Raw genomic sequence first — 23,668 nt, 5'->3', positions numbered from 1 at the left:
TTCGGAATCGGGAGGACGCCGTGCCCGATGTCATCGCCGAGGCTTTTCACGCATTCGCCGAACACGTGCGCCCGACCGCGGGCGACGTCGAGCGTGCCCAGCAGCTCAGGGATCGTGTCGCGAACGAGCTGATGGAGGATGCGGCGGTGCTGCGCGTAGTCGACACCGGATCGTTCGCCCACGGCACCGCGGTGCGCGAATCGAGCCACTTCGACGTCTTCGTCGTGCTTCGGGGAGCCAAGCCGAAATCGGTCGCGCGTTCGATCGACGTGCTGCGCGCGGCGGCGGCCGGTGCGCCGGCCGCGCTCGTGAGCGCGAGTGCCGAATCGGTGCTGGTGGAGCAGCTGGGGGCTCCCGGCATCCGTCTGATCCCGGCCTACGAGGCGGCGGCCGAGGCCGGGTCGTCGCTCGGTGGTTCCGATCTGCTCTGGGTTCCGGATGTCGCCCGCCGATGGGTTCGGCACCGCGCCGGTGCGCGCACCGTGCTGCTGTCGCGCATCGACGACGACGGGTCGGTGCGCGCCCTGATCAGGCTGATGCTGGTGTGGAAGCACCGTCAGGACGTGGGCATCTCGTCGTACTACCTCGAGACGGCGGCCATCCGCCAGGCGCTGCAGCAGTCGTCGTTCAGCCTGCTCTGGGACCAGTGCTGGCTCTGGGAGCGGCTCGCCGACGACGCGCTCTCGCCCCTGCCCGACCTCACGAGCCCGTCGCAGACCCAGAGCGTGCGGGCCGCGGCCTCGCTCGCGCGGGCGATCGAGGCGCAGTTCCCGCTCGAACGGGCCGCGTCGAGCGGGCGGGGGGCGGTGAGCGCCTACATGGACGGCGATCTCGATGCCGCGACGGCCTACCTGCGGGCGCTCTACGGCTCCGACTTCCCCGAGCTCTGACCGCGCCGCTGCCCGAGCTCCGACCGCGCCGCTTCCCGAGCTCTGACCGCTCCGCGGGCGCAAGCCGCTACGGCCACCGTCGCGCGCGCGGCCTGGCGCATCCTGATACCGTCGCGATCATGAACTCGCCTCGTGTCGCAGCCCTCGTCTACAACCCGATCAAGGTCGACCTCGACGCGCTGCGTTCCGCGGTCGCCGCCGAAGAGGCTGCCGCGGGCTGGGGCGAGACGATCTGGATCGAGACCACCGCCGACGACCCCGGCCAGGGTCAGACCAAGCAGGCCCTCGAGCAGGGCGCCGACCTGGTGATCGCGGCCGGCGGCGACGGAACCGTGCGCGCGGTCGCCGAGGCGCTGCACGACTCGGGCGTGCCGCTCGCGCTGCTGCCGTCGGGCACCGGCAACCTGCTCGCCCGCAATCTCGACCTCACGCTCGACGACGTCGAGAACTCGCTGCAGACCGCGTTCCGGGGCGCCGACCGCAAGATCGACCTCGGGCTCATCCGCATCCGGCACGGCGACGACTCCGTGACCCAGCACGCCTACCTCGTCATGGCCGGACTCGGGCTCGACGCCAAGATGCTCGCCGCGACCGACGACGACCTCAAGGCGAAGGTCGGCTGGCTGGCCTACGTGAAGGCCATCGCTCAGGTGCTGCGCGACAAGAACCAGCTGCGCATCCGCTACAACCTCGACGGCGCCGGCAACCGCTCGGTGCGGGCGCACACCATCATGATCGGCAACTGCGGGTCGTTGCCCGCGAACATCCTGCTGCTGCCGGATGCCGCGGTCGACGACGGCGAGTTCGACATCGTGCTGCTGCGGCCCGAGGGGTTCGTGGGCTGGGTGCAGATCATGGCCAAGATCTTCTGGGAGAACGGCGTGCTGCGCCGCACGGCGGTCGGCCGACGCCTGATGGGCACCGACAAAGAGGTGCGCGCACTCAACTACCTCAAGGGCAAAGAGCTCGTCATGCGGCTGAGCCGGCCCGAAGAGATCGAGCTCGACGGCGACGGTTTCGGCACGGCGATCGCGGTGAAGACCTGGGTCGACCCGGGAGCCCTGATCGTGCGCATGCCCGCCGACGAGGTCGCCGCCTAGCATCCCGGAACGAACCGGCGCAAGCCCCCTCGACGGGTCGTGAATTTCGCTAGTCTGTCTAACAGTTAGTCACCACTAACCATTTCACGTCTGCACGGAAGGCACGTCGATGGCGCTGCTCAGCAATCTCGGTCCGGTCGTCGATCGATCGGGAGCCTCCGCAGCATCCGGAGGATCCGGGGCATCGCGCGCACCGGTCGCTCCGGCCGTCACCTGGGCCTCGCCCGAGGCGAAGCTCTGGGTCGCGTCGCGCGCGGGTGAGTACGCGGGAATGGTCGAGTACAGCGCCGGCCACTTCCTCGCCACGAACGCCACGGGCGAGCCGCTCGGCGCCTTCAGCGACCGGCCCCGCGCCATGTCCGCGGTCGTGCAGGGCATCCCCAGGCACCGGATGCCGGTGACCCTGCTCTCGAACGTCGCCCTCGCGTCGGCGGTCGTCGCCCTCTCGGTGACCGGCCTCAGCCTCGCGGCGATCGCCGCGTAGCCTTCTGCCGGGGCCGACGCGCGTAGTCGCGCGCACGGCTGCTCGAGAGAGCGATCAGGATCAGGATGTCGAGCGACACCCCGATCAGGTTGGTGCCGAGCGTGATCGGCAGGCCGCCGGCGAAGTGCTGCACCGCGGCGATGACGATGTTCACGACGCTGAAGGTCAGCACCGCGATGCGGGCGACGTTGCTGCCGATGAACACGTAGACGCCGAACAGCAGCTCGGCGATGCCGAACACCGCGGTGACGACGATGATCGCCCACAGGGCCGTGTCGCGCAGATCGATGGCGTCGGGCACGTCGGCGCCGAGGTCGAGCGTCATCGCGTCGCGCGCTCCGCCCCAGTCGAACACGACCAGCAGGATGATGAGCACCGGCGTCAGGGCGCGCAACAGCACGACGACCGCGCCGAAGGTGGTCTGCACCGGGCGTCGCACCGTCTTCTGCGGCAGGGGCTCCGTGTCGCCCGACGTGTGCGGGGTCGGCACGGGAACGGCGGTCTCGGCCACCGCCGCCGGTGACGGCGTCACGGCCTTCAGGTCGATGATCGGCAGGTCGCCGTCGGTGATGATCGCGTCGCCGCCGCCGTTGCGGGAGTGATAGCCCGTGGCGAAGTCCTTCAGAACCCTCACCGAGACCGCGGGGTCGGCATCCTGCACCGTCTGCACGATGTGGTCGCGCTCGACGTCGGTGTTCTCGTCGATCTTGTGCGTGATTTGCAGGGTGAACAGCGAGAAGCCGACCGCGCGATCGTAGGTGCCGGCCGCGAGCCAGTCGGTGTGATGGCCTCCGGGCAGCAGCCAGCCGTCGGGGCAGCGCCAGAACCGCACGTGATGGCGCTTCGCCGGGTTGCCCTTGACCTCTTGCTGGTAGGCGAAGTCCTGGTTGCGGCCGAACAGCATCAGCGGGCTCACCGGGGCCTCGTTGTAGCTGCGCCGCAGCACGGTCGACATCACGATGCGGCTGGCGCTGCGAAGCGTCAGGTCGTCGGCCCTGGTCCATCCGGCGGCCGCCATCGCGGTGTGCACCTGCTCCTCCGACCCGAGCAGGCCGAGGTTCACCGGGTCGCCGAGCAGTCCGTCGCTCGTGCGGGTGCGGCCGATGAAGTAGTTGGGCACGTAGATGTTGGTGAGGATGCGGTGCAGCCGGGGAAGCGCGATGTAGGCCACGAGCACCCAGAACACGAGGTAGAACCACACCTGCGCCCACCCCGACACGAAGCCCTCGGTGAGCACGAGGTAGGCCAGCCAGACCGAGGCCACACCCGCCACGATGAAGAACAGGTTGTCGAGCACGGCGTTGATCGAGAAGCGCCGGCGGCGTCGCACGGGCACACCGCTCGGCGTGCTGGTCGCCTGCGTCAGCGTGTCGGGCATAGAGCCAAGATATCGCTCACCCCGGGTGCGGGCGAGGCATCCGGTCGGCTCGGCACGGGTGGTGCGCCGATCAGTTCTGCGCGGGCGCCAGCTCGACGTCTTCGACCCGCGACCGGGGCATCAGCAGGCCGGCCGCGATGGTGAGAGCCGCGCAGATCGCCACCGCGGTGAACACGGCTCCGGATGCCGCGATGATCGCGTCGGGGTCGAGCTCACCCCCGGGCGCCTGATCGAGGATGCCGTTCGCGATCGCCCCGAACACCGCGACCCCCACCGCGCTGCCGATCGACCGCGCGAACAGGTTGGTGCCGGTCACCACCCCGCGTTCGTGCCAGGGCACGCTGGACTGCGCCGCGATGATGCCCGGAGCGTTGATGAAGCCGAAGCCCAGGCCGATGACGAAGCACACGACGGCCACGGCCACCACCGACGGGGTCGCCGAGACGAGCGCCAGCGCGATCGAGCCGATCACCGCCAGCACCACGCCGATGAGCACCGTCGACCGGAAGCCGATGCGGGTGTAGATGCGGCCCGACAGCGACGCCGAGACCGGCCAGCCGATGGTGAGGGCGGCCAGCGCGAGCCCTGAGATGAGCGGCGAGACGCCGATCGACCCTTCGAGATAGGTGGGCACATACGACGTGAGCCCGATCAGCATGGCACCCACGCCGAGCGCGAGCACGGTGGTGGTGATGAGCAGACGGCGCGAGAACACCCAGAGCGGCAGGATGGGCTCCGCCGCCCGCTTCTCGACGAACACGAACGCGACGAGCGCGGCGCCGCCGAGCACGAAGGCGCCGATGCTCTCGGGCGCGTTCCAGGCCCAGGCCTGACCGCCCTCGAGCAGCCCCAGGATGATGGAGCTCATACCCACGGTGAGCAGGATGGCGCCGGCGTAGTCGATGGTGTGCTCGCGCTTCTCGATCTTCTCGTGGAAGCGGGTGATCAGCATCCAGCCCGACAGGATGCACAGCGGCACGTTGACGAAGATGATCCCGCGCCACGACACGAACTCCGAGAACACGCCGCCGAGAGTCGGGCCGACGACCGACGAGATGGCCCACACGCTCGCGAGGTAGCCCTGGGTCTTCGCGCGCTCGGCGACGGTGTAGATGTCGCCGGCGATGGTGATGGCCATCGGCTGCACGGCGCCGGCCCCGAGACCTTGGATGGCCCGGAACGCGATCAACGCCGGCATGCTCCAGGCGAACCCGCAGAGCACCGACCCGAGCAGGAAGAGCCCGACGCCGATCAGGATGATGGGCTTTCGCCCCACCGTGTCGGAGAGCTTGGCATAGATCGGCACCGACACCGCCTGCGCGAGCAGGTAGATCGAGAACAGCCACGGGAAGGCCGAGAAACCGCCGAGGTCGGCGACGATCGAGGGCACCGCGGTGGCCAGGATGGTCGCGTCGATCGCGACCAGCCCGGTCGTGACCATGAGAGCGATGAGGATGGGGCCGCGCTTCGACCAGAACCCGACGCCGTCGGCGACGCTCACGCGAGCTCCGTCAGCAGGGCCTGGAAGTCGGCGGGAGCCGAGCGGATGACGGCGCGCCCGGCGATGGGGCCGGCCCAGTGGGCAGTGGAGGCGACGTTCACGATCTCGTGTTCGACGAGGGTGCCGGTCGCGGCATCCGGTTCGGGCCGCACGCGGTATTCGGCGCGGTACCACCACTCGCCCTGCACGATCACCGTACGGCTGGGCTCGTCGACGAGTGACTGGCCCTCGTCGCCCGTGAGGCCGCCGAGCCGACGCGCGAGAGCGGCGAAGACGGCGTCGGGAGCGGCATCCAGGTGGCCGGCGAACGAGCGCACGACGGTGTGCTTCGCGGGGCGTTCGAGGGTCACGATGGCCATTGGTCGATGGTACCCCGCGGGGCGCGGCGTGGGCGGTGGTGCGGGTGCGGGTGCGGTGCGGTCGGGGTGCGGTGGGGTGCGGTGTTGCTGTGCTGTGCTGAGCCGTGGGGTGCAGTGCCTCGCTCAGAAGTGCCGGGCGATGGTGACGCGGGTGGAGTAGGCGAGGTCGAAGGTGTCGCGGCCCGCGAGGTCGGGGTGGGTGGTGAGCAGGTGGTCGATGCGCGCGAGCAGGTCGTCGCGTTCGGCGGCGCCCATCGCGATCACGTAGCTGCGCGAGGTGACCATCGCGTGCAGCTCATCGCGGCTGATCGGGTTGCTCCAGTGGAACTCGGCGTAAGCGTCACGGGTGAGCGGCTCACCGATCGGGGGAGTGAGGCTGTCGAACCGCTCGGCTTCCGAGGCGCCCATGATGCGCCCGAGCTCGGCGATCCAGTCGACCGAGGCGTCGCGGATGTTCCAGATCAGGGCGAGGGCTCCACCGGGTCGCAGGATGCGGGCGACCTCGCGCGACGCCGCCTCGGGGTCGACCCAGTGCCAGGCCTGGGCGACCGTGACGAGATCGGCCGATTCGTCACCGAGCGGGATGGCTTCGGCTGTTCCCGCGACGGCGACCACTCCGGGCAGGTTGGCGGTGAGGCGCTCGCGCATCTGCGCATCCGGTTCGACCGCGGTGACCGTGGCCGCGCGCGAGACGAGTGAGTCCGTGAACTTTCCGGTGCCGGCTCCCAGATCGACCACGTCGGGCAGAGCGTCGTCGTCGGTGGCCGCGCGGGTGATGATCCACTCGACGGCGTCGTCGGGGTAGCCCGGGCGCCCTCGATCGTAGGCGGCGGCCTGGGTGCCGAACGAGAGGGCGAACGATGGGTCTCTGGCCATACGTCCATCCTCCCACCGGTGGAAGGACGCGTGGCGGGCCCGAGGGCGCCGCGCGCTGCTCGACAGCGGCGCGGTGCTCGACAGCGGTTCAGGCTCGGCGGCGGCTCGGTCAGTCGCCGTCGCGCAGGAACGCGGCCACGCGCTCGCCGATCAGCACCGCGGTCGCCGCCGGACCACGGCGCGGGGCGGTCGGCAGGATCGACGTGTCCGCGATCCGCAGACCCGTCACGCCGCGCACCCGGCCGTGCTGGTCGACGACGGCGCCGGGGTCGTCGGCGGGGCCCATGCGCGCACTGCCGCAGAGGTGGATGGCCGTGCCGAGGTTCGAGCGCACCCAGGAGTCGAGGCGCGAGTCGTCTGCGAGAGTGGCCTCGTCGATGTTCGTGAGCCCCTCGGAGACGGCCGCGAACGCGCGCGTGCCCACCAGGCGCGCGGCCAGTCGCACCGCGCGCCGGAGGCCGGCGTGGTCGGCGGGAACGGAGAGGTAGTCGTAGTCGATCTCGGGCAAAACGGCAGGATCGGCCGACGCCAACCGGATGGTTCCGCGCGCCGCCTCGCGCTGAAGGGCCACCAGCAGGGCGAGATCGGGCGGGTCGTCGGGCGCCACGACCCCGTGCAGCAGGTAGCCCATCGGCTTCAGCAGCGGCAGCACCTCGATGTCGGCACCGCCGGGCTGCTCGGGCGGGGCGTTGAGCACCCATTCCATGGCCGGCCCGGGCCAACCGCCGGGAGCGGCGGTCGTGCTGGCCCCGGGCGTGGCGATGCCGGGCGGCGTGATCTCGGGCCCGGTGATCCCGGGCCGCGGGCGCCAGGTCAGCTGCACCTGGGGGTGGTCGCTGAACCCGACCCCGACCCCGGGTGACTCGGCCACCACCCGGATGCCGTGCCGGGCGAGTTCGTCGCGCGGCCCCACCCCCGACACCAGCAGCAGGTGCGGGGTCAGGATGCCGCCGGCCGCGAGCACCACCTCCCGCCCCGCGCGCACCACCTCGCCGTCGGCGAGCTCGACACCCACGGCCCGCGTGCCCTCGAAGAGCACCCGGCGCACGGTGGCGTCACCGCGCACCACGAGATCGGGGTTCGTGCCGAGCGGCAGCAGATAGGCCAGGGCGGTGTTCCACCGGATGCCGCCGCGCACGTTCATCGGCAACGGTCCGTGCCCGGGGGGCTGCTCGCCGTTCTTGTCGGCCTCGAGTGCGAAGCCGAGTTCGCCGGCTGCCGCCGCGAACGCCGCGGTCACCGGGTGCGGTGCGCCCTCCCTCGTGACCGCGGGCCGGGTGACCGGCATCGGCCCCGAGCTGCCATGCAGTGCCGTCGCCGTCGTCGTCGCCGCTGTCGCTACCGCCCGAGCGTCGTCGGGGCCCGGCCGGGGTGCGGCAAGCGGACCGTACTGCTCGTCGGTCTCGAGCGCGCGCGAGAAGGGAAGACAGGCCTCGTAGCTCCACTCGTCGTTGCCGGCGGCGCCCCAGTCGTCGTGGTCGGCCCGCCGGGCCCGCACGAAGTAGCCGCCGTTCACCGTCGTCGAACCGCCGAGCACGCGGCCGCGGGCGATCGAATAGGGGCGACCGGCGGTCAGCTGCGCAGGCAGCGCCCAGTTGTCGGGATGCGCCGGGTCGGCGCCGCGGATGATTCCCGCGTCGAGCAGTTCGGGCGGCAGGCCGGCCACCGTGCCGGGGGCCGGGCCGGCCTCGAGCAGCAGCACGCGGCATCCGGGCCCGGCCAATCGGGCGGCGAGGGGTGCTCCCGAACCCCCGGCCCCGACGACGATCACGTCGAACGCCGAGCCGGCGCGCGGGCCAGCGCCCGAATCGCCGCCCGGATCGCCGCCGCGAGGCTCGCGTGCCATCACGGACCGTCGTGCCGCGGATCGAACGTGGTGTCGAGCAGCTCGAACGCGGAGTCGAGCAACGCGATCAGGTCGGCGTCGTCGTTCTTCAGCCACTGCTCGTAGGCCGCGAGCGAGACGGCGAGGTAGGTCCAAGCGATCGCCTGTGGCTGCAGGCTGTCTTCGGGCACGCCGAGGCGCTGACCGGCGTATTCGGCGACCACCTGCCGCCACGAGGCGTAGCGCAGGGTCGAGTGCGCCACCAGGGTCGGCACGTTGAGCAGCAGGTCCATGCGCTGCCGGTGATAGGGCACCTCCTCCTGCGGGAACCGGTTGAACTCGATCACGGCCGCGCGCAACGCCTCGACCAGCGACAGGCCGGCCGGCAGGGAGTGCAGATGGTCGCGCATGCGGTCGAGCAGGCTGTCGAAGTCGCCCCAGGGCAGGTCGTTCTTCGAGGGGAAGTACCGGAAGAAGGTGCGGCGGCCGATGCCCGCGCGAGCGGCGATGTCGTCGATGGTGGTGGCGTCGAAGCCGTGCTCGATGAACAGCTGCAGCGCGATGTGACTCAGCTCGGCCTGGCTGGTGGAGGGCTGGCGACCGAGGCGCGGGGGGCCGGCGGGCGGCCCGGACGATGCGCTGGTCATCGTTCCCCCTTCCATTCGGCACTCGGTGTCATTAGTATCGTGTCCATCACAGTAACTCGACGATGAAGACGATTACGACCATGAGGAGAATCCCATGAGTACACGTGAACAGACCGCGACCGCAAGCGAAGCGCCGGCAGCCATCGAGGCCGATTCGCTGGTCGAAGAAGTATCGATCGACGGTATGTGCGGCGTCTACTGAGCCGCTGCCATGTCTCGGCTGAATCCTGACGGGGTCGATCTGGACACGGCGTGGGATCTGCATCCCCAGGTGTCCGTTCGCCCTGAACCGTTCGGAGCCCTGCTCTACCACTTCGGCACGCGAAAGCTGTCGTTCCTCAAAGACCGCACGTTGCTGGCGGTCGTGCAATCACTCGCCTCGGCGCCATCGGTCAGGGTGGCGTGCGAGACCGCCGGCATCGCCGCCGCCGATCTGCCTCGCTATCAGCAGGCCCTCGGCACGCTGGCGCAGTCGTCGATGGTCGTCGAAAGGTCGTCATGACACTCCTGGATGCCCGCCCGGAAGCCCCGAAGCCCGCGCCGCCGCCCCAGCCGGGCCGGTTGGTGGATCTGTTCGAGTACGGTCTCGATTCGCCGATCTGCCTCACCTGGGAGCTGACCTACGCCTGCAACCTCAGTTGCGTGCACTGCCTGTCGTCGTCGGGTCGTCGTGACCCGCGGGAGCTCAGCACCGAGGAGTGCAAAGCGGTGATCGACGAGCTCGAGCGCATGCAGGTGTTCTACGTGAACATCGGCGGGGGCGAGCCGACGGTGCGCAGCGACTTCTGGGAGCTCGTCGACTACGCCACCGCGCACAAGGTGGGGGTGAAGTTCTCGACCAACGGGGTGAAGATCACCCCCGAGGTGGCGCAGAAGCTCGCCGGCAGCGATTACGTCGACGTGCAGATCTCGCTCGACGGCGCGACCGCCGAGGTCAACGACTACGTGCGCGGCCCCGGCTCCTACGCCACCGCGATGCGGGCGATGCAGAACATGAAGGATGCCGGGTTCACCGGGTTCAAGATCTCGGTGGTCTGCACGCGGCAGAACATCCCCCAGCTCGACGAGTTCAAGGCCATCGCCGACGAGTACGGCGCGCAGCTGCGTCTGACCCGGTTGCGGCCGAGCGGTCGCGGTGCGGATGTCTGGGACGAGCTGCATCCGCTGCCGGAGCAGCAGCGCGAGCTCTACGACTGGCTCGTCGCTCACGGCGAAGGGGTGCTGACGGGCGATTCGTTCTTCCATCTCTCCGCCTACGGGTCGGCGTTGCCGGGCCTCAACCTGTGTGGCGCGGGGCGGGTGGTGTGCCTGATCGATCCGATCGGCGACGTGTACGCCTGCCCGTTCGCCATCCACGACGAGTTCCTCGCCGGCAACGTGCGCAGTGAGGGCGGCTTCCAGGAGGTCTGGCGCAACTCCGAGCTGTTCACCCGGCTCCGCACGCCGCAGTCCGGCGGCGCGTGCACGAGCTGCAGCTTCTTCGACACCTGCAAGGGCGGGTGCATGGCGGCGAAGTTCTTCACCGGTCTGCCCCTGGACGGGCCCGACCCGGAGTGCGTGCGCGGTTTCGGCGAGGAGGCGCTGGAGAAGCGCAAGATGGACGGCTCGATCCCGAAGCCGGATGGCGACCACTCGCACTCGACCGTGCGCGGCCCCCGCCGCGACGGCCGGCCGATCGCGACCGGACTCATCACCACGAAGAAGCGGGGCATCCCGATCACCCTCTCGCTGACCCGGCCCGACCGGCCCCCGGTCAGCGCCTGCGAAGAGAACCCGCTCGCCGGATTCACCCCCAACTGAGCATCGGGGGCACGGCGTCACGAAGCCACGGGCCGCACATCACGACCCGCGTGTCAACAGGAAGGATCAGGCAATGGGGCGTGTCGAAGGCAAAGTCGCTTTCATCACCGGAGCGGCACGGGGGCAGGGGCGCAGCCACGCGCTCCGGCTGGCGCAGGAAGGTGCCGACATCATCGCGGTCGATCTGGCCGACCACATCCCGAACATCGACTATCCCTCGGCGACCGAGGAGGATCTCGCCGAGACCGTGCGGCAGGTCGAGGCACTCGACCGCCGCATCATCGCGACCAAGGTCGACGTGCGCGACCGCGAGGCCCTGAGGGCCGCCATCGACGACGGGGTCGCCCAGCTCGGCAAGCTCGACATCGTGGTGGCCAACGCCGGCATCTGCGTCATCGCCGATTGGAAGGGCACCTCGGCCGAGGTCTGGGACCAGACCATCGGCACGAACCTCACCGGCGTGTGGAACACCGTGCAGGGCACGGCGCAGCACCTCATCGACAACGGCGGGGGCTCGATCATCATGACGAGCTCGGCGGCGGGCATCAAGGGCCTGCCGTTCCTCTCGGCCTACGTCAGCGCCAAGCACGGGGTCGTCGGGCTGATGAGGGCCTACGCCACCGAGCTCGCCGAGTACAACATCCGGGTCAACACCATCCACCCCACCGGCGTGAACACACCGATGGGCACCCTCGGCGGCGACGCCTTCGGGCCGCTGCTCGAGGCGCATCCGAAGCTCGGCGGCATGCTCGCCAACCTGCTGCCGATCGAGATCACCGAACCGGTCGACCAGTCGAACGCCGTGCTGTTCCTCGCCTCCGACGAGTCGCGGTATGTCACGAGCCTCGAGCTGACCGTCGACGCGGGCAACACGCAGTTCTGATCCGGGCCATCCCGGGCATCGCAAGGCATCCCGGGCATCGCAAGAAGGAAGAGAAAAGAAGAGAAGGGAGCACGCAATGGGGCGTGTAGAAGGCAAGGTCGCATTCGTCACCGGTGCGGCACGCGGTCAGGGGCGGAGTCATGCGCTCCGGCTGGCGCAGGAGGGCGCCGACATCATCGCGGTCGACATCGAAGACCAGATCGACTCGGTGCCGTATCCGATGTCGACCCCGGCCGACATGGAGGAGACCGTTCGGCAGATCGAGGCACTCGACCGTCGGATCGTCGCCACGAAAGCCGATGTGCGCGACTACGAGGCGGTCAAAGCCGCACTCGACGACGGGGTGGCGCAACTCGGCCGGCTCGACATCGTGGCGGCGAACGCGGGCATCTTCAGCTTCGGCAGCATGGAGGAACTCACCGAGGAGCAGTGGAGCGACATGCTCGACACCAACCTCACCGGTGTCTGGCACGCCGTGAAGGCGGCCATTCCGCACCTCAAGGCGGGCGGAAACGGCGGGTCGATCGTCCTGACCTCCTCGACGGCCGGCCTGATGGCGATTCCGAACATCGGGCACTACGTCGCCGCCAAGCACGGCGTGGTAGGCCTGATGCGCACGCTGGCGCTCGAGCTCGCGCCCGACTTCATCCGCGTGAACTCCGTGCATCCCACCAGTGTCGACACCGACATGATCCACAACGACGCCACCTACGCGCTGTTCGCCGGCGACCTCCCGGTGGCCGAACGCACCCGTGACGTCGTCGGGGAACGGTTCCAGACCCTCAACGCGCTGCCGATCAAGTGGGTCGAGCCGGTCGACATCTCCAACGCCGTGCTGTGGTTCGCCTCCGACGAGTCGCGCTACGTCACCGGCGTCACCCTGCCGGTGGATGCCGGTTCGCTCATCAAGTAGGTCACCAGATCGAAATACGCGGGCCCTCGGCCCATGACGAAAGGAGCACGCAATGGGGCGTGTAGAAGGAAAGGTCGCGTTCATCACGGGCGCGGCACGTGGTCAGGGGCGGTCGCACGCGATCCGCCTGGCGCAAGAGGGCGCCGACATCATCGCCATCGACATCTGCGAGGCGATCCCCGAGAACCCCTACGACCCGGCGACCGAGGAGGATCTCGCCGAGACCGTGCGGCAGGTGGAGGCGCTCGACCGGCGCATCGTCGCGTCGAAGGCCGATGTGCGCGACTTCGACCAGCTGAAGAGCGCACTGGATGCCGGTGTCGCCGAGCTCGGCCGGCTCGACATCGTGTCGGCCAACGCCGGCATCTCCGGCACGCCCAACCGTTCCGAGAACATTCCCGATGCGGAATGGAAGAACATGATCGACATCAACCTCGGCGGTGTCTGGCGCACCGCCAAGGCGGCCATCCCGCACATCCGCGCCGGCGGCCGGGGCGGATCGATCATCCTCACCAGCTCGGACGCGGGCCTCTTCCCCTACGAGAACATCTCGCACTACGTCTCGGCCAAGCACGGCGTGGTGGGCCTCATGCGCACCCTGGCGCTCGAACTGGCACCCGACTTCATCCGCGTGAACAGCATCCACCCCACCACGGTCGACACCCCGATGGTGCAGAACGACGCCATCTACCGGCTGTTCCGGCCCGACCTCGAGAATCCGACGAAGCAGGACTTCGCGGATGCCGCCACGCAGATGAACGCCCTGCCCATCCCGTGGGTCGAGGCGGTCGACATCTCCAACGCGGTGCTCTGGTTCGCCTCCGACGAGTCGCGATACGTCACCGGCGTGACCCTGCCGGTCGACGCCGGCGCGGCGATCAAGTGAGGCGGCCGGCATGGGACGCGTAGACGGAAAAGTCGCCTTCATCACGGGTGCGGCCCGCGGGCAGGGGCGATCGCACGCCCTGCGGCTCGCCCAGGAGGGCGCCGACATCATCGCGGTCGACATCGCGGAATCGATCCCCGGCATGGAGCGGTTCTATGCCGGGGCGACCCAGGAGGACTTCGACGAGACCGTGCGCCAGGTCGAGGCGCTCGACCGGCGCATCGTCGCCCGCACGGCCGACGTGCGCGACTTCGACGCGCTGAAGGCGGCGCTGGACGAGGGCGTGGCCGAGCTCGGGCACGTCGACATCGTGTCGGCCAACGCGGGGGTCTTCGCGTTCGGCGACGAGTCGCAGCTGGTGACCGACGCCGAGTGGGACATGGTGAACGACATCAACGCCAAGGGCGTCTGGCACACGGCCAAGGCGGTCATCCCGCACCTGATCGAGCAGGGCACCGGCGGGTCGATCATCCTCACCTCCTCGACCGCGGGCCTCAAGGGCACCCCGAACGTCGTCGCCTACACGGCGTCGAAGCACGCGGTGGTGGGCATCATGCGCACGCTCGCGCTCGAACTCGCGCCGCACCGCATCCGGGTCAACACGGTGCATCCCACCGGGGTCGCGACCGACATGATCCTCAACGAGGCGACGTTCCGGCTGTTCATGCCCGACGTCGAGCATCCGACTCAGGATGCCGCGGCCGAGATCTTCGCGACCACGAACGCGCTGCCCATCCCGTGGGTGGAACCGATCGACATCTCGAACGCGGTGCTCTACCTGGCCTCCGACGAGGCCCGCTACGTGACCGGCACGGAGCTCAAGATCGACGCCGGCTACACGATCAAGTGACGAGAGGATGCCCGTGGGCGAGACCGATGTGAAGGAGACCCGGCGCCGCATCGCCGCGCACCTGGTGGGCCGTGAGCGCGAGCTGGAACTCGCGCTCGCGGCCGTGGCCGCCGGCCGCGACCTCGTGCTCGAGGGGCCGCCGGGCACGAGCAAGACGACCATGCTCAAGGCGATCACGGAGGAATGGGGCATCCCGCTGTTCTTCGTCGAGGGCAACGCCGACCTCTCGCCGGCCAAGCTCGTGGGCCACCACAACCCCGCCCGGGTGCTGCGCGAGGACTACAGCGCCGACAACTTCGTCGCCGGTCCGCTGGTCGAGGCGATGCGGGAGGGCGGCTTCCTCTACATCGAGGAGTTCAACCGGGCGCCGGAGGACACGCTCAACACGCTGCTCACCGCGATGGCCGACCGGGCCGTGGAGGTGCCGCGGGTGGGGCTCGTCGAGGCGCAGCCGACGTTCCGGGTGATCGCGTCGATGAACCCCTTCGACAACGTCGGAACGACCCGGCTGTCGACCAGCGTCAGCGACCGGCTCAACCGCATCGTGATCGGCTATCAAGACGCGGAGTCGGAGCGGGGGATCGTGGCGCTGCGCACCGGACTGATCGGGCCGCTCGCCGACCGCATCATCCCCGATGCCGTGGCGGTGACGCGTGCCACCCGTGAGCATCCGGACGTGCGCCAGGGGTCGAGCGTGCGCGGCGCGATCGACTGCGCGCTCGTCGCCCACGAGTTGTTCGAACTGCGCGATCTCGTCGAGCCCTCCGACACCGACTACCAGGCCACCCTGTTCGATGCGATGCTCGTGTCGCTGTCAGGGCGCATCCACGTCGACGAAGCGGCCGAGACGTCGCCCGAACGCGTGCTGCGCGAGATCTGGGAGGACCACTTCATTCTGGAACCCGCCCGGGCGGAGCCCGGATGAAGAGCCGTCGAGGCCGACAGTCCCGTCTCGCGACGGTCGACGGATGCTCCGCGCGGGGCCACGCCGTTGCGGCGCAAGCCGAAGCAGCTGGTCGATGATCCGACGGCGTTCGAGGTGGCGGGAAGCGGTGCCGGGCTCGTGCTGCGACCGCAGCCCGGACGAGGAGGGTCGGCGGGAGCGAAGAAGCGGCCGAGTGCGTCGGGCGCGGGTTTCACCGACGACGAGGGCACCGTGACGCTCGTCGGCGACGACGAGGCCCTCGTCGAACCGGTCGTGCGTGCACGCGCGGCGCAGATCGCGGCCCGGCTGTCGGTGCCGAAGCCCAAGGCCGACACCGCCCGCGACCGGGGATCGGGCCATTTCGCGAGCGTGCCCTACCGCGGCGGGAGCGACGACATCGATCTCGACCTGACGCTCGAGATGCTCGCCGAGCGGCCCGTGCCCGACGATGAGGACATCATCGTGCGCGAGCGGGTGCGGGCGCGTCGGTCGGTGGTGCTGGCGGTCGACGTGTCGGGGTCGATGAAGGGCGAACGGGTGCGCACGGCCGCGGCCACCGTCGGAGCGCTCGCGGCGGAGTTGTCGCACGACCGGCTGGCGGTGATCGCGTTCTGGTCGGATGCCGCGGTGCTCTCGCGACTCGGTGACCCGGTGCGGGCCATGGAACTGCTCGACGACATGCTGCGCATCCCGGCCAAGGGGCTCACGAACATCGCCTTCCCGCTGCAGCTGGCGGCCACCCAGCTCGCGGGCGTTCCCGAGCGCAACGCCCGCGTCATCCTGCTGTCGGACTGCGTGCACAACGCCGGGCCCGACCCGCGCCCGTTCGCCGGGCGGCTGCCCCGACTCGACGTGCTGCTCGACACGAGCGGCGAGAAAGACGTCGAGCTCGGGCGGGAACTGGCGCGCATCGGGCGGGGCGCCTTCCGGGCCATCCGGTCGTTCCACGACATCGCGCCGGCGCTCGGCGAGGTGTTCCGGCAGTGAGTGGGGTGGGTGCGGTCAGCGGGGCGTGTGCGCTGCGCGGTCTGCGGGGAGCCTGGCATTGTGGCACCGGGTGTCATATGGTGGGGACCGAGAAGCTGCATGTCGACGAAGGAGTTGAAACATGGCGGGAAGACTGACCGGCAAGGTCGCGTTCATCACGGGTGCCGCGCGCGGGCAGGGGCGTGCTCACGCCGTGAAGCTCGCGAGCGAGGGCGCCGACATCATCGCGATCGATCTGGCGGGCGACATCCCGCTCGTGCCCTACGACTCGTCGTCGATCGCCGACCTCGACGAGACCGTGAAGCAGGTCGAGGCCCTCGACCGGCGCATCGCGTTCGAGCAGGGAGACGTGCGCGACCTGCCTGCCATGCGGGCGTTCGTCGACCGGGCCGTCGCCGACTTCGGCGGGCTCGACATCGTGGTGGCGAACGCCGGCATCTGCATCCCGGCGATCTGGAACGAGACGACGCCCGAGATGTTCCAGACCACGATGGACATCAACGTGACCGGGGTCTGGAACACGGTCATGGTGGGCGCACCGCACCTCGTCGAGCGCGGCGGCGGCTCGATCATCCTCACGAGTTCCTACGCGGGCAAGAAGATGCAGCCGTTCATGGTGCACTACACCGCGTCGAAGCACGCCGTGACCGGCATGACGCGCGCCTTCGCGGCCGAGCTCGGCAAGCACCGCATCCGGGTGAACAGCGTGCACCCGGGCGCCGTCAACACGCCGATGGGGTCGGGCGACATGATCGCCGCCATCACCCACACCAACGAGAGCAACCCGCCGCTCGCGGTGATGGGAACGCCGTTCCTGCCGGTGTGGTCGGTCGATGCGGAGGACATCGCCGACGCGGTGGCGTTCCTGGCGTCGGACGACGCGAAGTTCATCACGGCCGAGCACCTGAGTGTCGACGCGGGTGCGCAGTACTTCTGATGCGATGCCGCCCTGCCGGCGGCATCCGGTCGCCTGCTCGGCGGCCACGAACGATGAGAGAGGGCAATCATGAATCCCTGGTTCGAGACGGTCGCCGAGGCGCAGCGCCGGGCGAAGAAGAGGCTGCCCAGCTCGGTCTACGGCGCACTGGTCGCCGGGTCGGAGCGCGGGCTCACGATCGAGGACAACATCGGGGCGTTCTCGCAGCTGGGATTCGCGCCGCACGTGGCCGGGCACAAGCCCAACCGCGAGCTCTCGACGACGGTGATGGGGTTGCCGCTGTCGTTCCCGGTGATGATCTCGCCCACCGGTGTGCAGGCGGTGCACCCCGACGGTGAGGTGGCGGTGGCACGGGCCGCGGCCAATCGGGGCATCAGCATGGGGCTGTCGTCGTTCGCGTCGAAGCCGGTCGAGGAGGTCGTGGCGGCGAACCCCGACACGCTGTTCCAGATGTATTGGACGGGAACGCGCGACGCGATGATCCAGCGCATGGACCGGGCGCGCAAGGCTGGGGCGAAGGGACTGATCGCCACGCTCGACTGGTCGTTCTCGAACGGGCGCGACTGGGGCAGCCCGTCGATTCCCGAGAAGCTCGACCTCAAGACGATGGTGACGTTCGCGCCCAACGTGCTGCCGCATCCGCAATGGCTGCTCGCCTACCTCAAGCGGCGGGAGCTGCCCGACCTCACGGCGCCGAACCTGCAGCCGCCCGGTGGCGACGCGCCGACCTTCTTCGGCGCCTACTACGAGTGGATGCAGACGCCGCCGCCCACCTGGGACGACGTGGCGTGGCTGCGCGAGGAGTGGGGCGGGCCGTTCATGCTGAAGGGTGTCACCCGGGTCGACGACGCGCGGCGCGCGGTGGACGCCGGTGTGACGGCGATCTCGGTGTCGAACCACGGCGGCAACAACCTCGACACGACGCCGGCCACGATCCGCGCGCTGCCGTCGGTGGTGGCGGCCGTGGGCGACCAGATCGAGGTGGTGCTCGACGGCGGGGTGCGGCGCGGTGGCGACGTGGCGAAGGCGGTGGCGCTCGGGGCGCGGGCCGTGATGATCGGGCGGGCCTACTTGTGGGGACTCGCGGCGAACGGGCAGGCGGGGGTCGAGAACGTGCTCGACATCCTGCGCGGTGGGCTCGACTCGGCGGTGCTCGGCACCGGGCACGCATCGGTGCATGAGCTGGGGGTGGGCGATCTGGTGATTCCGGCGGGGTTCGAGGTGACGCTCGGCGGGGACGGGGCGGGGGCTTCGGGCGGGCCGGGTGGCGCGGGCGGCGGTGCGGATGCCGGTGGTGCGGGCGGGGGCGCGTCGGGCGCGGTCGTCGATTCCGGGGCGTCGACGGCGCCTCCGGCCAAGACCACGTCGAAGACGGGCCCGCGAACGCGCACGGCCAAGCCCTTGGCGAAGGCCGAGTCCGACGGCTGACGCGCGGTCGCGACGGGCCGGGCGGGCTGCTCGGGCTGTTTGGGCTGGTCGGGCTGGTCGGGCGTCGGGCGATGGCCGAGGGCGGACGGTACCGTGGACCATCGACGCGACGCCGAAGGAGGCCTCGAGGGCATGGTGAGTGGGGAGCGCCGGCGGGGTTCTGCCGGGTCGGCCGGCCCGGAGGCAGCGGGTGCGATCGACCTGTCCGCCGCGTCGTGGCCACGCGTGCCCGCCGACGCGGTGGTGCTGGTGCCCATCGGCTCGACGGAGCAGCACGGCCCGCATCTGCCGTTCGACACCGACACCGTGATCGCCTCGGCGGTCGTCGCCGGGGTCGCCGAGCGTCTGGGCCGTGGAGCGGTGGTCGCCCCGGCTCTCGCCTTCGGGGCCAGCGGCGAGCATCAGTCGTTCGCCGGCACCGTCTCGATCGGTCACGAGGCGTTGCGGTTCGTACTGATCGAGCTCGTGCGATCGCTCTCGACCTGGGCCGGGCGCGTGGTGCTCGTGAACGGTCACGGCGGCAATGTCACGACCCTCGCATCCGCTGTTCCCCAGCTGGTGGCCGAGGGCCACCGGGTGGCGTGGGTGCCGTGCACGGTGCCCCGGAACTCGGGCTTCGAGGGTGTGGTCGATGCGCACGCGGGCCGGGTGGAGACCTCGCTCATGCTGCATCTCATGCCGCACGCGGTCGCTCTGCCGCTGCCGCCGGCGGGCAGCACGACGCCGCTGCCGGAGCTGTTCGCTCGACTGGCGGAATCCGGTGTCGAATCGGTGTCGCCGTCGGGCATCCTCGGCGATCCGACGGGCGCCACCGCCGCCGAAGGGGAGGCCTTGCTCGCCGGCATGATCGCCGACGCCACGGCGCGGGTCGCCGCCGGCGTGCCCGACGCGAACGGCATGCTGGGCGTCTCCGTCTCGCGCGCATCCAGTGACTGCGTGGAACCGAGCGGGGAGGCAGCGCCATGAGCGGCGGTGGACCGCCGGCGGAGGTGTTGCCGCTGCCGGTGGGCACGGTCGTGCGGCTGGGGCGGCGGGTTCGGGTGAAGGACGGCGGGCGGGCGCTCATCGGGGGTGCACCGACGCGGGTGCTGTACTTGACCTCGGCCGCGTCCGGCCTCTTCGACGGGCGCGAACTGACCGTGCGCGATCGGGCCACGGCGGTGCTCGCCGATCGGCTGCTCGAGACGGGTATCGCCGACCCGGTCGTGGGATCGCTCCCGTCGGGCGACCCGACGCAGGTCACGTATGTCATTCCGGTGCGGGACCGCCCGGCGCAGCTCGACCGGCTCCTGCACGCGCTGGTGGTGAGCGGCCCGTCCGGATCGGCTGACTCCGCGGACCCACTCGGCAGCGGAGACGCGGGTGGGGCTGCGCCGCACACGGTGGGCGCACGGGTGATCGTGGTCGACGACGCATCCGTCGACGTCGAGGCCATGCGGGCGGTCGCCCGGGCGCACGGGGCGCGACTCGTCGAACTCGCCGAGAACGTGGGCCCGGCCGGGGCGCGCAACGCCGGACTGCAGCTGGTGACCACGCCGTTCGTCGCGTTCGTCGACTCCGACGTGGTGGCGCATCCGGAGGCCGTGGCGGCGATGCTGCCGCATTTCGCCGACGCGCGGGTGGCGCTCGTCGCACCGCGGGTGCTCGGGTTGCCGGGCGACCGCGGCCTCAACTGGATCGGCCGCTACGAAGACGCCCGGTCGTCGCTCGATCTCGGGGGAGATCCCGCGATCGTGCGGCAGCGGGCGCGCGTGTCGTGGGTGTCGAGCACCTTTCTGCTCGGGCGGGTCGACGCGCTCGCCGACGGCTTCAGCGCCGACATGCGGGTGGGCGAAGACGTCGACCTCGTGTGGCGGCTCGCCGACGCCGGGTTGCGCGTGCGCTACGAACCCGCGGCGACGGTGTGGCACGAGCACCGCACGGCGCTCGTGACCTGGATGGCGCGCAAGGCGTTCTATGGAACGGGCGCGCATCCGCTGGCCGAGCGGCATCCGCACGACATCGCGCCGGCCGTGCTCGCGCCGTGGAGCGCCGCCGTCGTCGCTGCGTTGCTCGCCCAGCGCCGGTGGTCGGTGCCGGTCGCGCTCGGCATCTCGGCCGTGACGGTGTGGCGCCTGGCGGCGAAGCTGTCGAAGAGCGGGCATCCGGTGCGGGTCGCGGCCGGGCTGACCGCGAGCGGACTGCTCGCCTCGCTCGTGCAGGCGATGGCCCTGCTGCTGCGGCACTGGTGGCCGGCGGTCGCGATCGGATGCCTCTTCTCGGCCCGGTTGCGGCGGGCCGTGCTCGTGGCGCACCTGGTCGACGTCGCCATCGAGCACCGGCGCACGCGCGTGCGGCTCGATCCGGTGCGGTTCGCGCTCTTGCGGCGCCTCGACGACCTCGCCTACGGCGCGGGCGTCTGGGTCAGCGCCCTCCGCGGCCGCTCCTGGGGCGCCCTCCTCCCCGACCTGCGCCGCCGCCGCCCCTGACGCTCCCTGACGCTCCCTGACGCTCCCTCCCGTTCCCTTCCGCCGAGTTGCGCCAAAGTGCCCACAATTGGCGCAGGGAAGGGCACTTTGGCGCAACTCGGCGAAGGGGGGAGCAGGGGCCCGAGGAGGGGCGGGACGGCGGGGGAGGGCGAGAGGGGTTAGGCGCCTGTGCGGGAGAGGGCGCGTCCCAGGATGGCTGAGGAGAGGGCCTCGACGGGTTCGGAGGGGGCGGCGGGGTTCGACAGCAGGGTGAAGTCGACGTCGCCGAGCGCCGGCAGGCTGAACTTGTTGCTCACCTTCACGAGGTCGTCGGGAATCAGCGTGTGCGGAAAAGCCGCCACCCCGATGCCCGCACGCACCGCCGCGAGCACCCCGTTCACCTCGCGCGTGTTGCAGGTGACGCGCCAGGTTCGCCCCGCCGCCTCGAGAGCCTCGATCGCGAGCTGCCGGCTGATGCTCGGCGCCTGATAGACGATCAGCGGAACAGGCTCGCCGGGGTCGATGACCGTCTTCTCCTCGGCGATCCACACCATGGTGTCGCGCCGCACCACCCGCCCCTGCTCGGGAATGGCGCCGTCGTTCGCCTCGGGGATCTGCTTGATGAAGATCAGGTCGAGCCGCCCGGCCTTCAGCTGCCGGTAGAGCGGCAGGCTCTGGTTCACCGTGAGCTCGAGGTTGATCTCGGGGTAGAGCTGACGGAAGTGACGCAGGATGCGCGGCAGCTGCGTGATGGCCAGATCGTCGGCGGCCCCGAACCGCAGGCGGCCGCGCATGGCCGAGCCGGTGAAGTAGCTCGATGCGGCGGCGTGCGCGGCCAGGATCGTGCGGGCGAACCCCGCCATCGCGTCGCCGTTGTCGGTCAGCGTCACGATGCGCGTGTCACGGGCGATCAGGATGCGCTTGGCTGCCGTCTCGAGTTTTCGCACCTGCTGGCTCACGGTCGGCTGGCTGAGGCCGAGCTGGGTCGCGGCCTTCGTGAAGCTGTGGGTCTCGGCCACGGCCAGGAACGTTCGGAGGAGGACAGGGTCGAACACGCGGCATCCGTTCATTCGAAAAGCCAATAGGAGTTATAGCTCCAATTTAGTCTCACAATGCTGCGGCCTTCGCTAGCGTCGAAGGCAGGCGAACAATTATTAGGAAACTCTTCGTGGCATCGACTCTCTCCGGATATCCCCAAACCGAACCGATCACCGTTCTGAGCTCGCCGCCTCCGTGGAAGCACACGCTCGTCTCGCTGACGGTGCGCAACTACCGCATCTTCGCCATGACGAACATCGTCGCGATGACCGCGGTGTGGATGCAGCGCATCGCTCAGGACTGGCTCGTGCTGCAGCTCTCGGGCAGCGTGACCGCGGTGGGCATCACCGTGGCACTGCAGTTCGCGCCCATGCTGCTGTTCGGGCTCGTCGGCGGGGTGATCGTCGACCGCTACCCGACCCGGCTGCTGCTCATGCTCACCCAGACCGCCGCCGTGCTCACGAGCCTCACGCTCGCCGTGCTGACCCTCACCGGCACCGTTCAGGTGTGGCACATCTACGCGGTCGCGGTGGTGCTGGGCTTCGTCACGGTGATCGACAACCCGGCGCGGCAGGTGTTCACGAACGAGCTCGTCGGGCCGGTGCACCTGCGTAACGCGATCAGTCTCAACTCGTCGATGTTCCAGCTGGGTGGGCTGATCGGTCCGGCCATCAGCGGTGCCCTGCTCGTGGCCGTCGGGGCGGGCTGGTCGTTCGGCATCAACGCGATCGCGTGCGCCCTCGTCGTGTTCGCGCTCAGCCGGCTGCGCACGAGCGAGCTCTACCCGGCGCCGGTCGCGCCGCGTGCGAAGGGGCAGCTGATCGAGGGCATCCGCTACGCCCGCAGCAAGCCGACCATTCTCTGGACCATCGTCATCCTCGCCTTCCTCGCCGTCTTCTCGCAGAACCTGCCGGTGATCCTCGCCGCCTACGCCAACGACGTGTTCCAGGTCGGCCCGGGCGGCTACGGCCTCTTCAACACGCTCGTCGCCGTCGGGGCGCTCACCGGGGCGCTGCTCTCGACGCGGCGGCGCACGGTGCGGCTGCGCACGATCGTGGTGTCGGCGGCCCTCTACGGCACCCTCCAGGCGGCGAGCGGCCTGATGCCGAGCGAATACCTCTTCGGCGCGGCCCTCGTGCTCGCGGGTTTCGGCTGGCTGCTCTTCATCACGAGCGCCAACGCGCTGGTGCAGATGTCGTCGAACACCGCCATCCGGGGCCGCGTGATGTCGCTCTACGTGCTCGTGCTGCTCGGGGGCCAATCGATCGGCGGACCGACCATGGGGTGGGTGGTCGAGCACTTCGGCGCCCACGTCGGCATGGTGCTGTCGGGTGCGGTGCCGGCGCTCGCGGCCGTGGTGGTGGGGCTCGTCATCGCCAGGCGCTCCGACCTGCATCTGCGGGTGCGCATCCGCCGGCACGAACCGCTCGTCACCATCGTCGGGCGCTGACCTGATATCGTTCCCCTCCTAACCGGTGCGCAGGGGTGGAGCGCCGGGCTGGCACTGACGATCG

The 23,668-nt window shown here is 70.2% G+C and carries 24 protein-coding genes; 17 read left to right on the top strand and 7 right to left on the bottom strand.

Going from position 1 to position 23,668, the window contains the following annotated elements:
- The first annotated feature begins 20 nt into the window (after positions 1-20).
- The 3 genes from N1032_RS08025 (at position 21) to N1032_RS08015 (ending at position 2,474) form a co-directional block, all read left to right on the top strand.
- Complete coding sequence (locus N1032_RS08025) at positions 21-890, top strand: hypothetical protein (protein ID WP_259538502.1); 870 nt, start codon at positions 21-23, stop codon at positions 888-890.
- 119 nt (positions 891-1,009) lie between these two features.
- Positions 1,010-1,990, top strand: coding sequence for a diacylglycerol/lipid kinase family protein (locus N1032_RS08020; RefSeq protein WP_259538501.1), 981 nt, complete (start codon positions 1,010-1,012; stop codon positions 1,988-1,990).
- Between the two features lie 109 nt (positions 1,991-2,099).
- A complete protein-coding gene (locus N1032_RS08015) occupies positions 2,100-2,474 on the top strand; it encodes a hypothetical protein (RefSeq protein ID WP_259538499.1) in 375 nt (124 codons plus the stop codon).
- Here N1032_RS08015 and N1032_RS08010 read toward each other — a convergent pair.
- The 6 genes from N1032_RS08010 to mftR form a co-directional block, all read right to left on the bottom strand.
- A complete protein-coding gene (locus N1032_RS08010) occupies positions 2,449-3,852 on the bottom strand; it encodes an LssY C-terminal domain-containing protein (RefSeq protein WP_259538498.1) in 1,404 nt (467 codons plus the stop codon). The two genes, N1032_RS08015 and N1032_RS08010, sit on opposite strands and share 26 nt — an antisense overlap.
- 70 nt (positions 3,853-3,922) lie before the next feature.
- Complete coding sequence (locus N1032_RS08005) at positions 3,923-5,293, bottom strand: MFS transporter (RefSeq protein WP_259538683.1); 1,371 nt, start codon at positions 5,291-5,293, stop codon at positions 3,923-3,925.
- Between the two features lie 56 nt (positions 5,294-5,349).
- Positions 5,350-5,712: a hypothetical protein gene (locus N1032_RS08000; protein WP_259538497.1), complete on the bottom strand. Its 363-nt coding sequence runs from the start codon at positions 5,710-5,712 to the stop codon at positions 5,350-5,352.
- 123 nt (positions 5,713-5,835) lie between these two features.
- The gene (locus N1032_RS07995; RefSeq protein WP_259538496.1) at positions 5,836-6,588 is read right to left on the bottom strand and encodes a class I SAM-dependent methyltransferase; all 753 of its coding nucleotides are present in this window, start codon (positions 6,586-6,588) and stop codon (positions 5,836-5,838) included.
- Positions 6,589-6,697: 109 nt separating this feature from the next.
- Positions 6,698-8,434 carry a GMC family oxidoreductase gene (locus N1032_RS07990; RefSeq protein WP_259538495.1) on the bottom strand — a complete coding sequence of 579 codons (1,737 nt, stop codon included), beginning with the start codon at positions 8,432-8,434 and terminating at the stop codon, positions 6,698-6,700.
- On the bottom strand, positions 8,434-9,060 hold the full coding sequence (gene mftR, locus N1032_RS07985) for a mycofactocin system transcriptional regulator (protein WP_259538494.1): 627 nt from the start codon (positions 9,058-9,060) through the stop codon (positions 8,434-8,436). The genes N1032_RS07990 and mftR overlap by 1 nt, the downstream gene beginning before the upstream one ends.
- Before the next feature lie 94 nt (positions 9,061-9,154).
- On the opposite strand from mftR, the gene mftA reads away from it, so the two are divergent.
- The 13 genes from mftA (at position 9,155) to mftF (ending at position 21,137) form a co-directional block, all read left to right on the top strand.
- Entirely contained in the window at positions 9,155-9,262 is a 108-nt protein-coding gene (gene mftA, locus N1032_RS07980) for a mycofactocin precursor MftA (RefSeq protein WP_259538493.1), read from the top strand.
- Between the two features lie 9 nt (positions 9,263-9,271).
- The gene (gene mftB, locus N1032_RS07975) at positions 9,272-9,562 is read left to right on the top strand and encodes a mycofactocin biosynthesis chaperone MftB (protein WP_259538492.1); all 291 of its coding nucleotides are present in this window, start codon (positions 9,272-9,274) and stop codon (positions 9,560-9,562) included.
- Positions 9,559-10,860 (top strand): mycofactocin radical SAM maturase, encoded by a 1,302-nt coding sequence (gene mftC / locus N1032_RS07970; RefSeq protein ID WP_259538491.1) that lies wholly within the window; start codon positions 9,559-9,561, stop codon positions 10,858-10,860. The genes mftB and mftC overlap by 4 nt, the downstream gene beginning before the upstream one ends.
- A gap of 73 nt (positions 10,861-10,933) precedes the next feature.
- Positions 10,934-11,743: a mycofactocin-coupled SDR family oxidoreductase gene (locus N1032_RS07965; RefSeq protein WP_259538490.1), complete on the top strand. Its 810-nt coding sequence runs from the start codon at positions 10,934-10,936 to the stop codon at positions 11,741-11,743.
- Positions 11,744-11,819: 76 nt separating this feature from the next.
- Entirely contained in the window at positions 11,820-12,656 is an 837-nt protein-coding gene (locus N1032_RS07960; RefSeq protein ID WP_259538489.1) for a mycofactocin-coupled SDR family oxidoreductase, read from the top strand.
- Positions 12,657-12,708: 52 nt separating this feature from the next.
- Positions 12,709-13,542, top strand: a complete 834-nt coding sequence (locus N1032_RS07955; protein WP_259538488.1) for a mycofactocin-coupled SDR family oxidoreductase — start codon at positions 12,709-12,711, stop codon at positions 13,540-13,542.
- A gap of 10 nt (positions 13,543-13,552) precedes the next feature.
- A complete protein-coding gene (locus N1032_RS07950; RefSeq protein ID WP_259538487.1) occupies positions 13,553-14,392 on the top strand; it encodes a mycofactocin-coupled SDR family oxidoreductase in 840 nt (279 codons plus the stop codon).
- Positions 14,393-14,405: 13 nt separating this feature from the next.
- On the top strand, positions 14,406-15,317 hold the full coding sequence (locus N1032_RS07945) for an AAA family ATPase (protein ID WP_259538486.1): 912 nt from the start codon (positions 14,406-14,408) through the stop codon (positions 15,315-15,317).
- Between the two features lie 66 nt (positions 15,318-15,383).
- On the top strand, positions 15,384-16,304 hold the full coding sequence (locus tag N1032_RS07940; protein ID WP_259538485.1) for a vWA domain-containing protein: 921 nt from the start codon (positions 15,384-15,386) through the stop codon (positions 16,302-16,304).
- Positions 16,305-16,425: 121 nt separating this feature from the next.
- The gene (locus N1032_RS07935) at positions 16,426-17,241 is read left to right on the top strand and encodes a mycofactocin-coupled SDR family oxidoreductase (RefSeq protein WP_259538484.1); all 816 of its coding nucleotides are present in this window, start codon (positions 16,426-16,428) and stop codon (positions 17,239-17,241) included.
- A 69-nt stretch (positions 17,242-17,310) separates the two neighbouring features.
- Positions 17,311-18,669 (top strand): pre-mycofactocin synthase MftD, encoded by a 1,359-nt coding sequence (gene mftD, locus N1032_RS07930; RefSeq protein ID WP_259538483.1) that lies wholly within the window; start codon positions 17,311-17,313, stop codon positions 18,667-18,669.
- Between the two features lie 93 nt (positions 18,670-18,762).
- The gene (gene mftE, locus N1032_RS07925; protein WP_259538482.1) at positions 18,763-19,635 is read left to right on the top strand and encodes a mycofactocin biosynthesis peptidyl-dipeptidase MftE; all 873 of its coding nucleotides are present in this window, start codon (positions 18,763-18,765) and stop codon (positions 19,633-19,635) included.
- Entirely contained in the window at positions 19,632-21,137 is a 1,506-nt protein-coding gene (gene mftF / locus N1032_RS07920) for a mycofactocin biosynthesis glycosyltransferase MftF (RefSeq protein ID WP_259538481.1), read from the top strand. The genes mftE and mftF overlap by 4 nt, the downstream gene beginning before the upstream one ends.
- A 158-nt stretch (positions 21,138-21,295) precedes the next feature.
- On the opposite strand, the gene N1032_RS07915 is transcribed toward mftF, so the two are convergent.
- Positions 21,296-22,171 carry a LysR substrate-binding domain-containing protein gene (locus N1032_RS07915; protein WP_259538480.1) on the bottom strand — a complete coding sequence of 292 codons (876 nt, stop codon included), beginning with the start codon at positions 22,169-22,171 and terminating at the stop codon, positions 21,296-21,298.
- 113 nt (positions 22,172-22,284) lie between these two features.
- On the opposite strand from N1032_RS07915, the gene N1032_RS07910 reads away from it, so the two are divergent.
- Entirely contained in the window at positions 22,285-23,604 is a 1,320-nt protein-coding gene (locus N1032_RS07910) for an MFS transporter (protein ID WP_259538479.1), read from the top strand.
- Positions 23,605-23,668: the final 64 nt, after the last annotated feature.

It is taken from the genome of Herbiconiux daphne (assembly GCF_024979295.1).
GTDB lineage: Bacteria > Actinomycetota > Actinomycetes > Actinomycetales > Microbacteriaceae > Herbiconiux > Herbiconiux daphnes.
The sequence above is the reverse complement of the archived record's forward strand: the minus strand, read 5'-3'. Positions and strand labels throughout refer to the sequence as shown.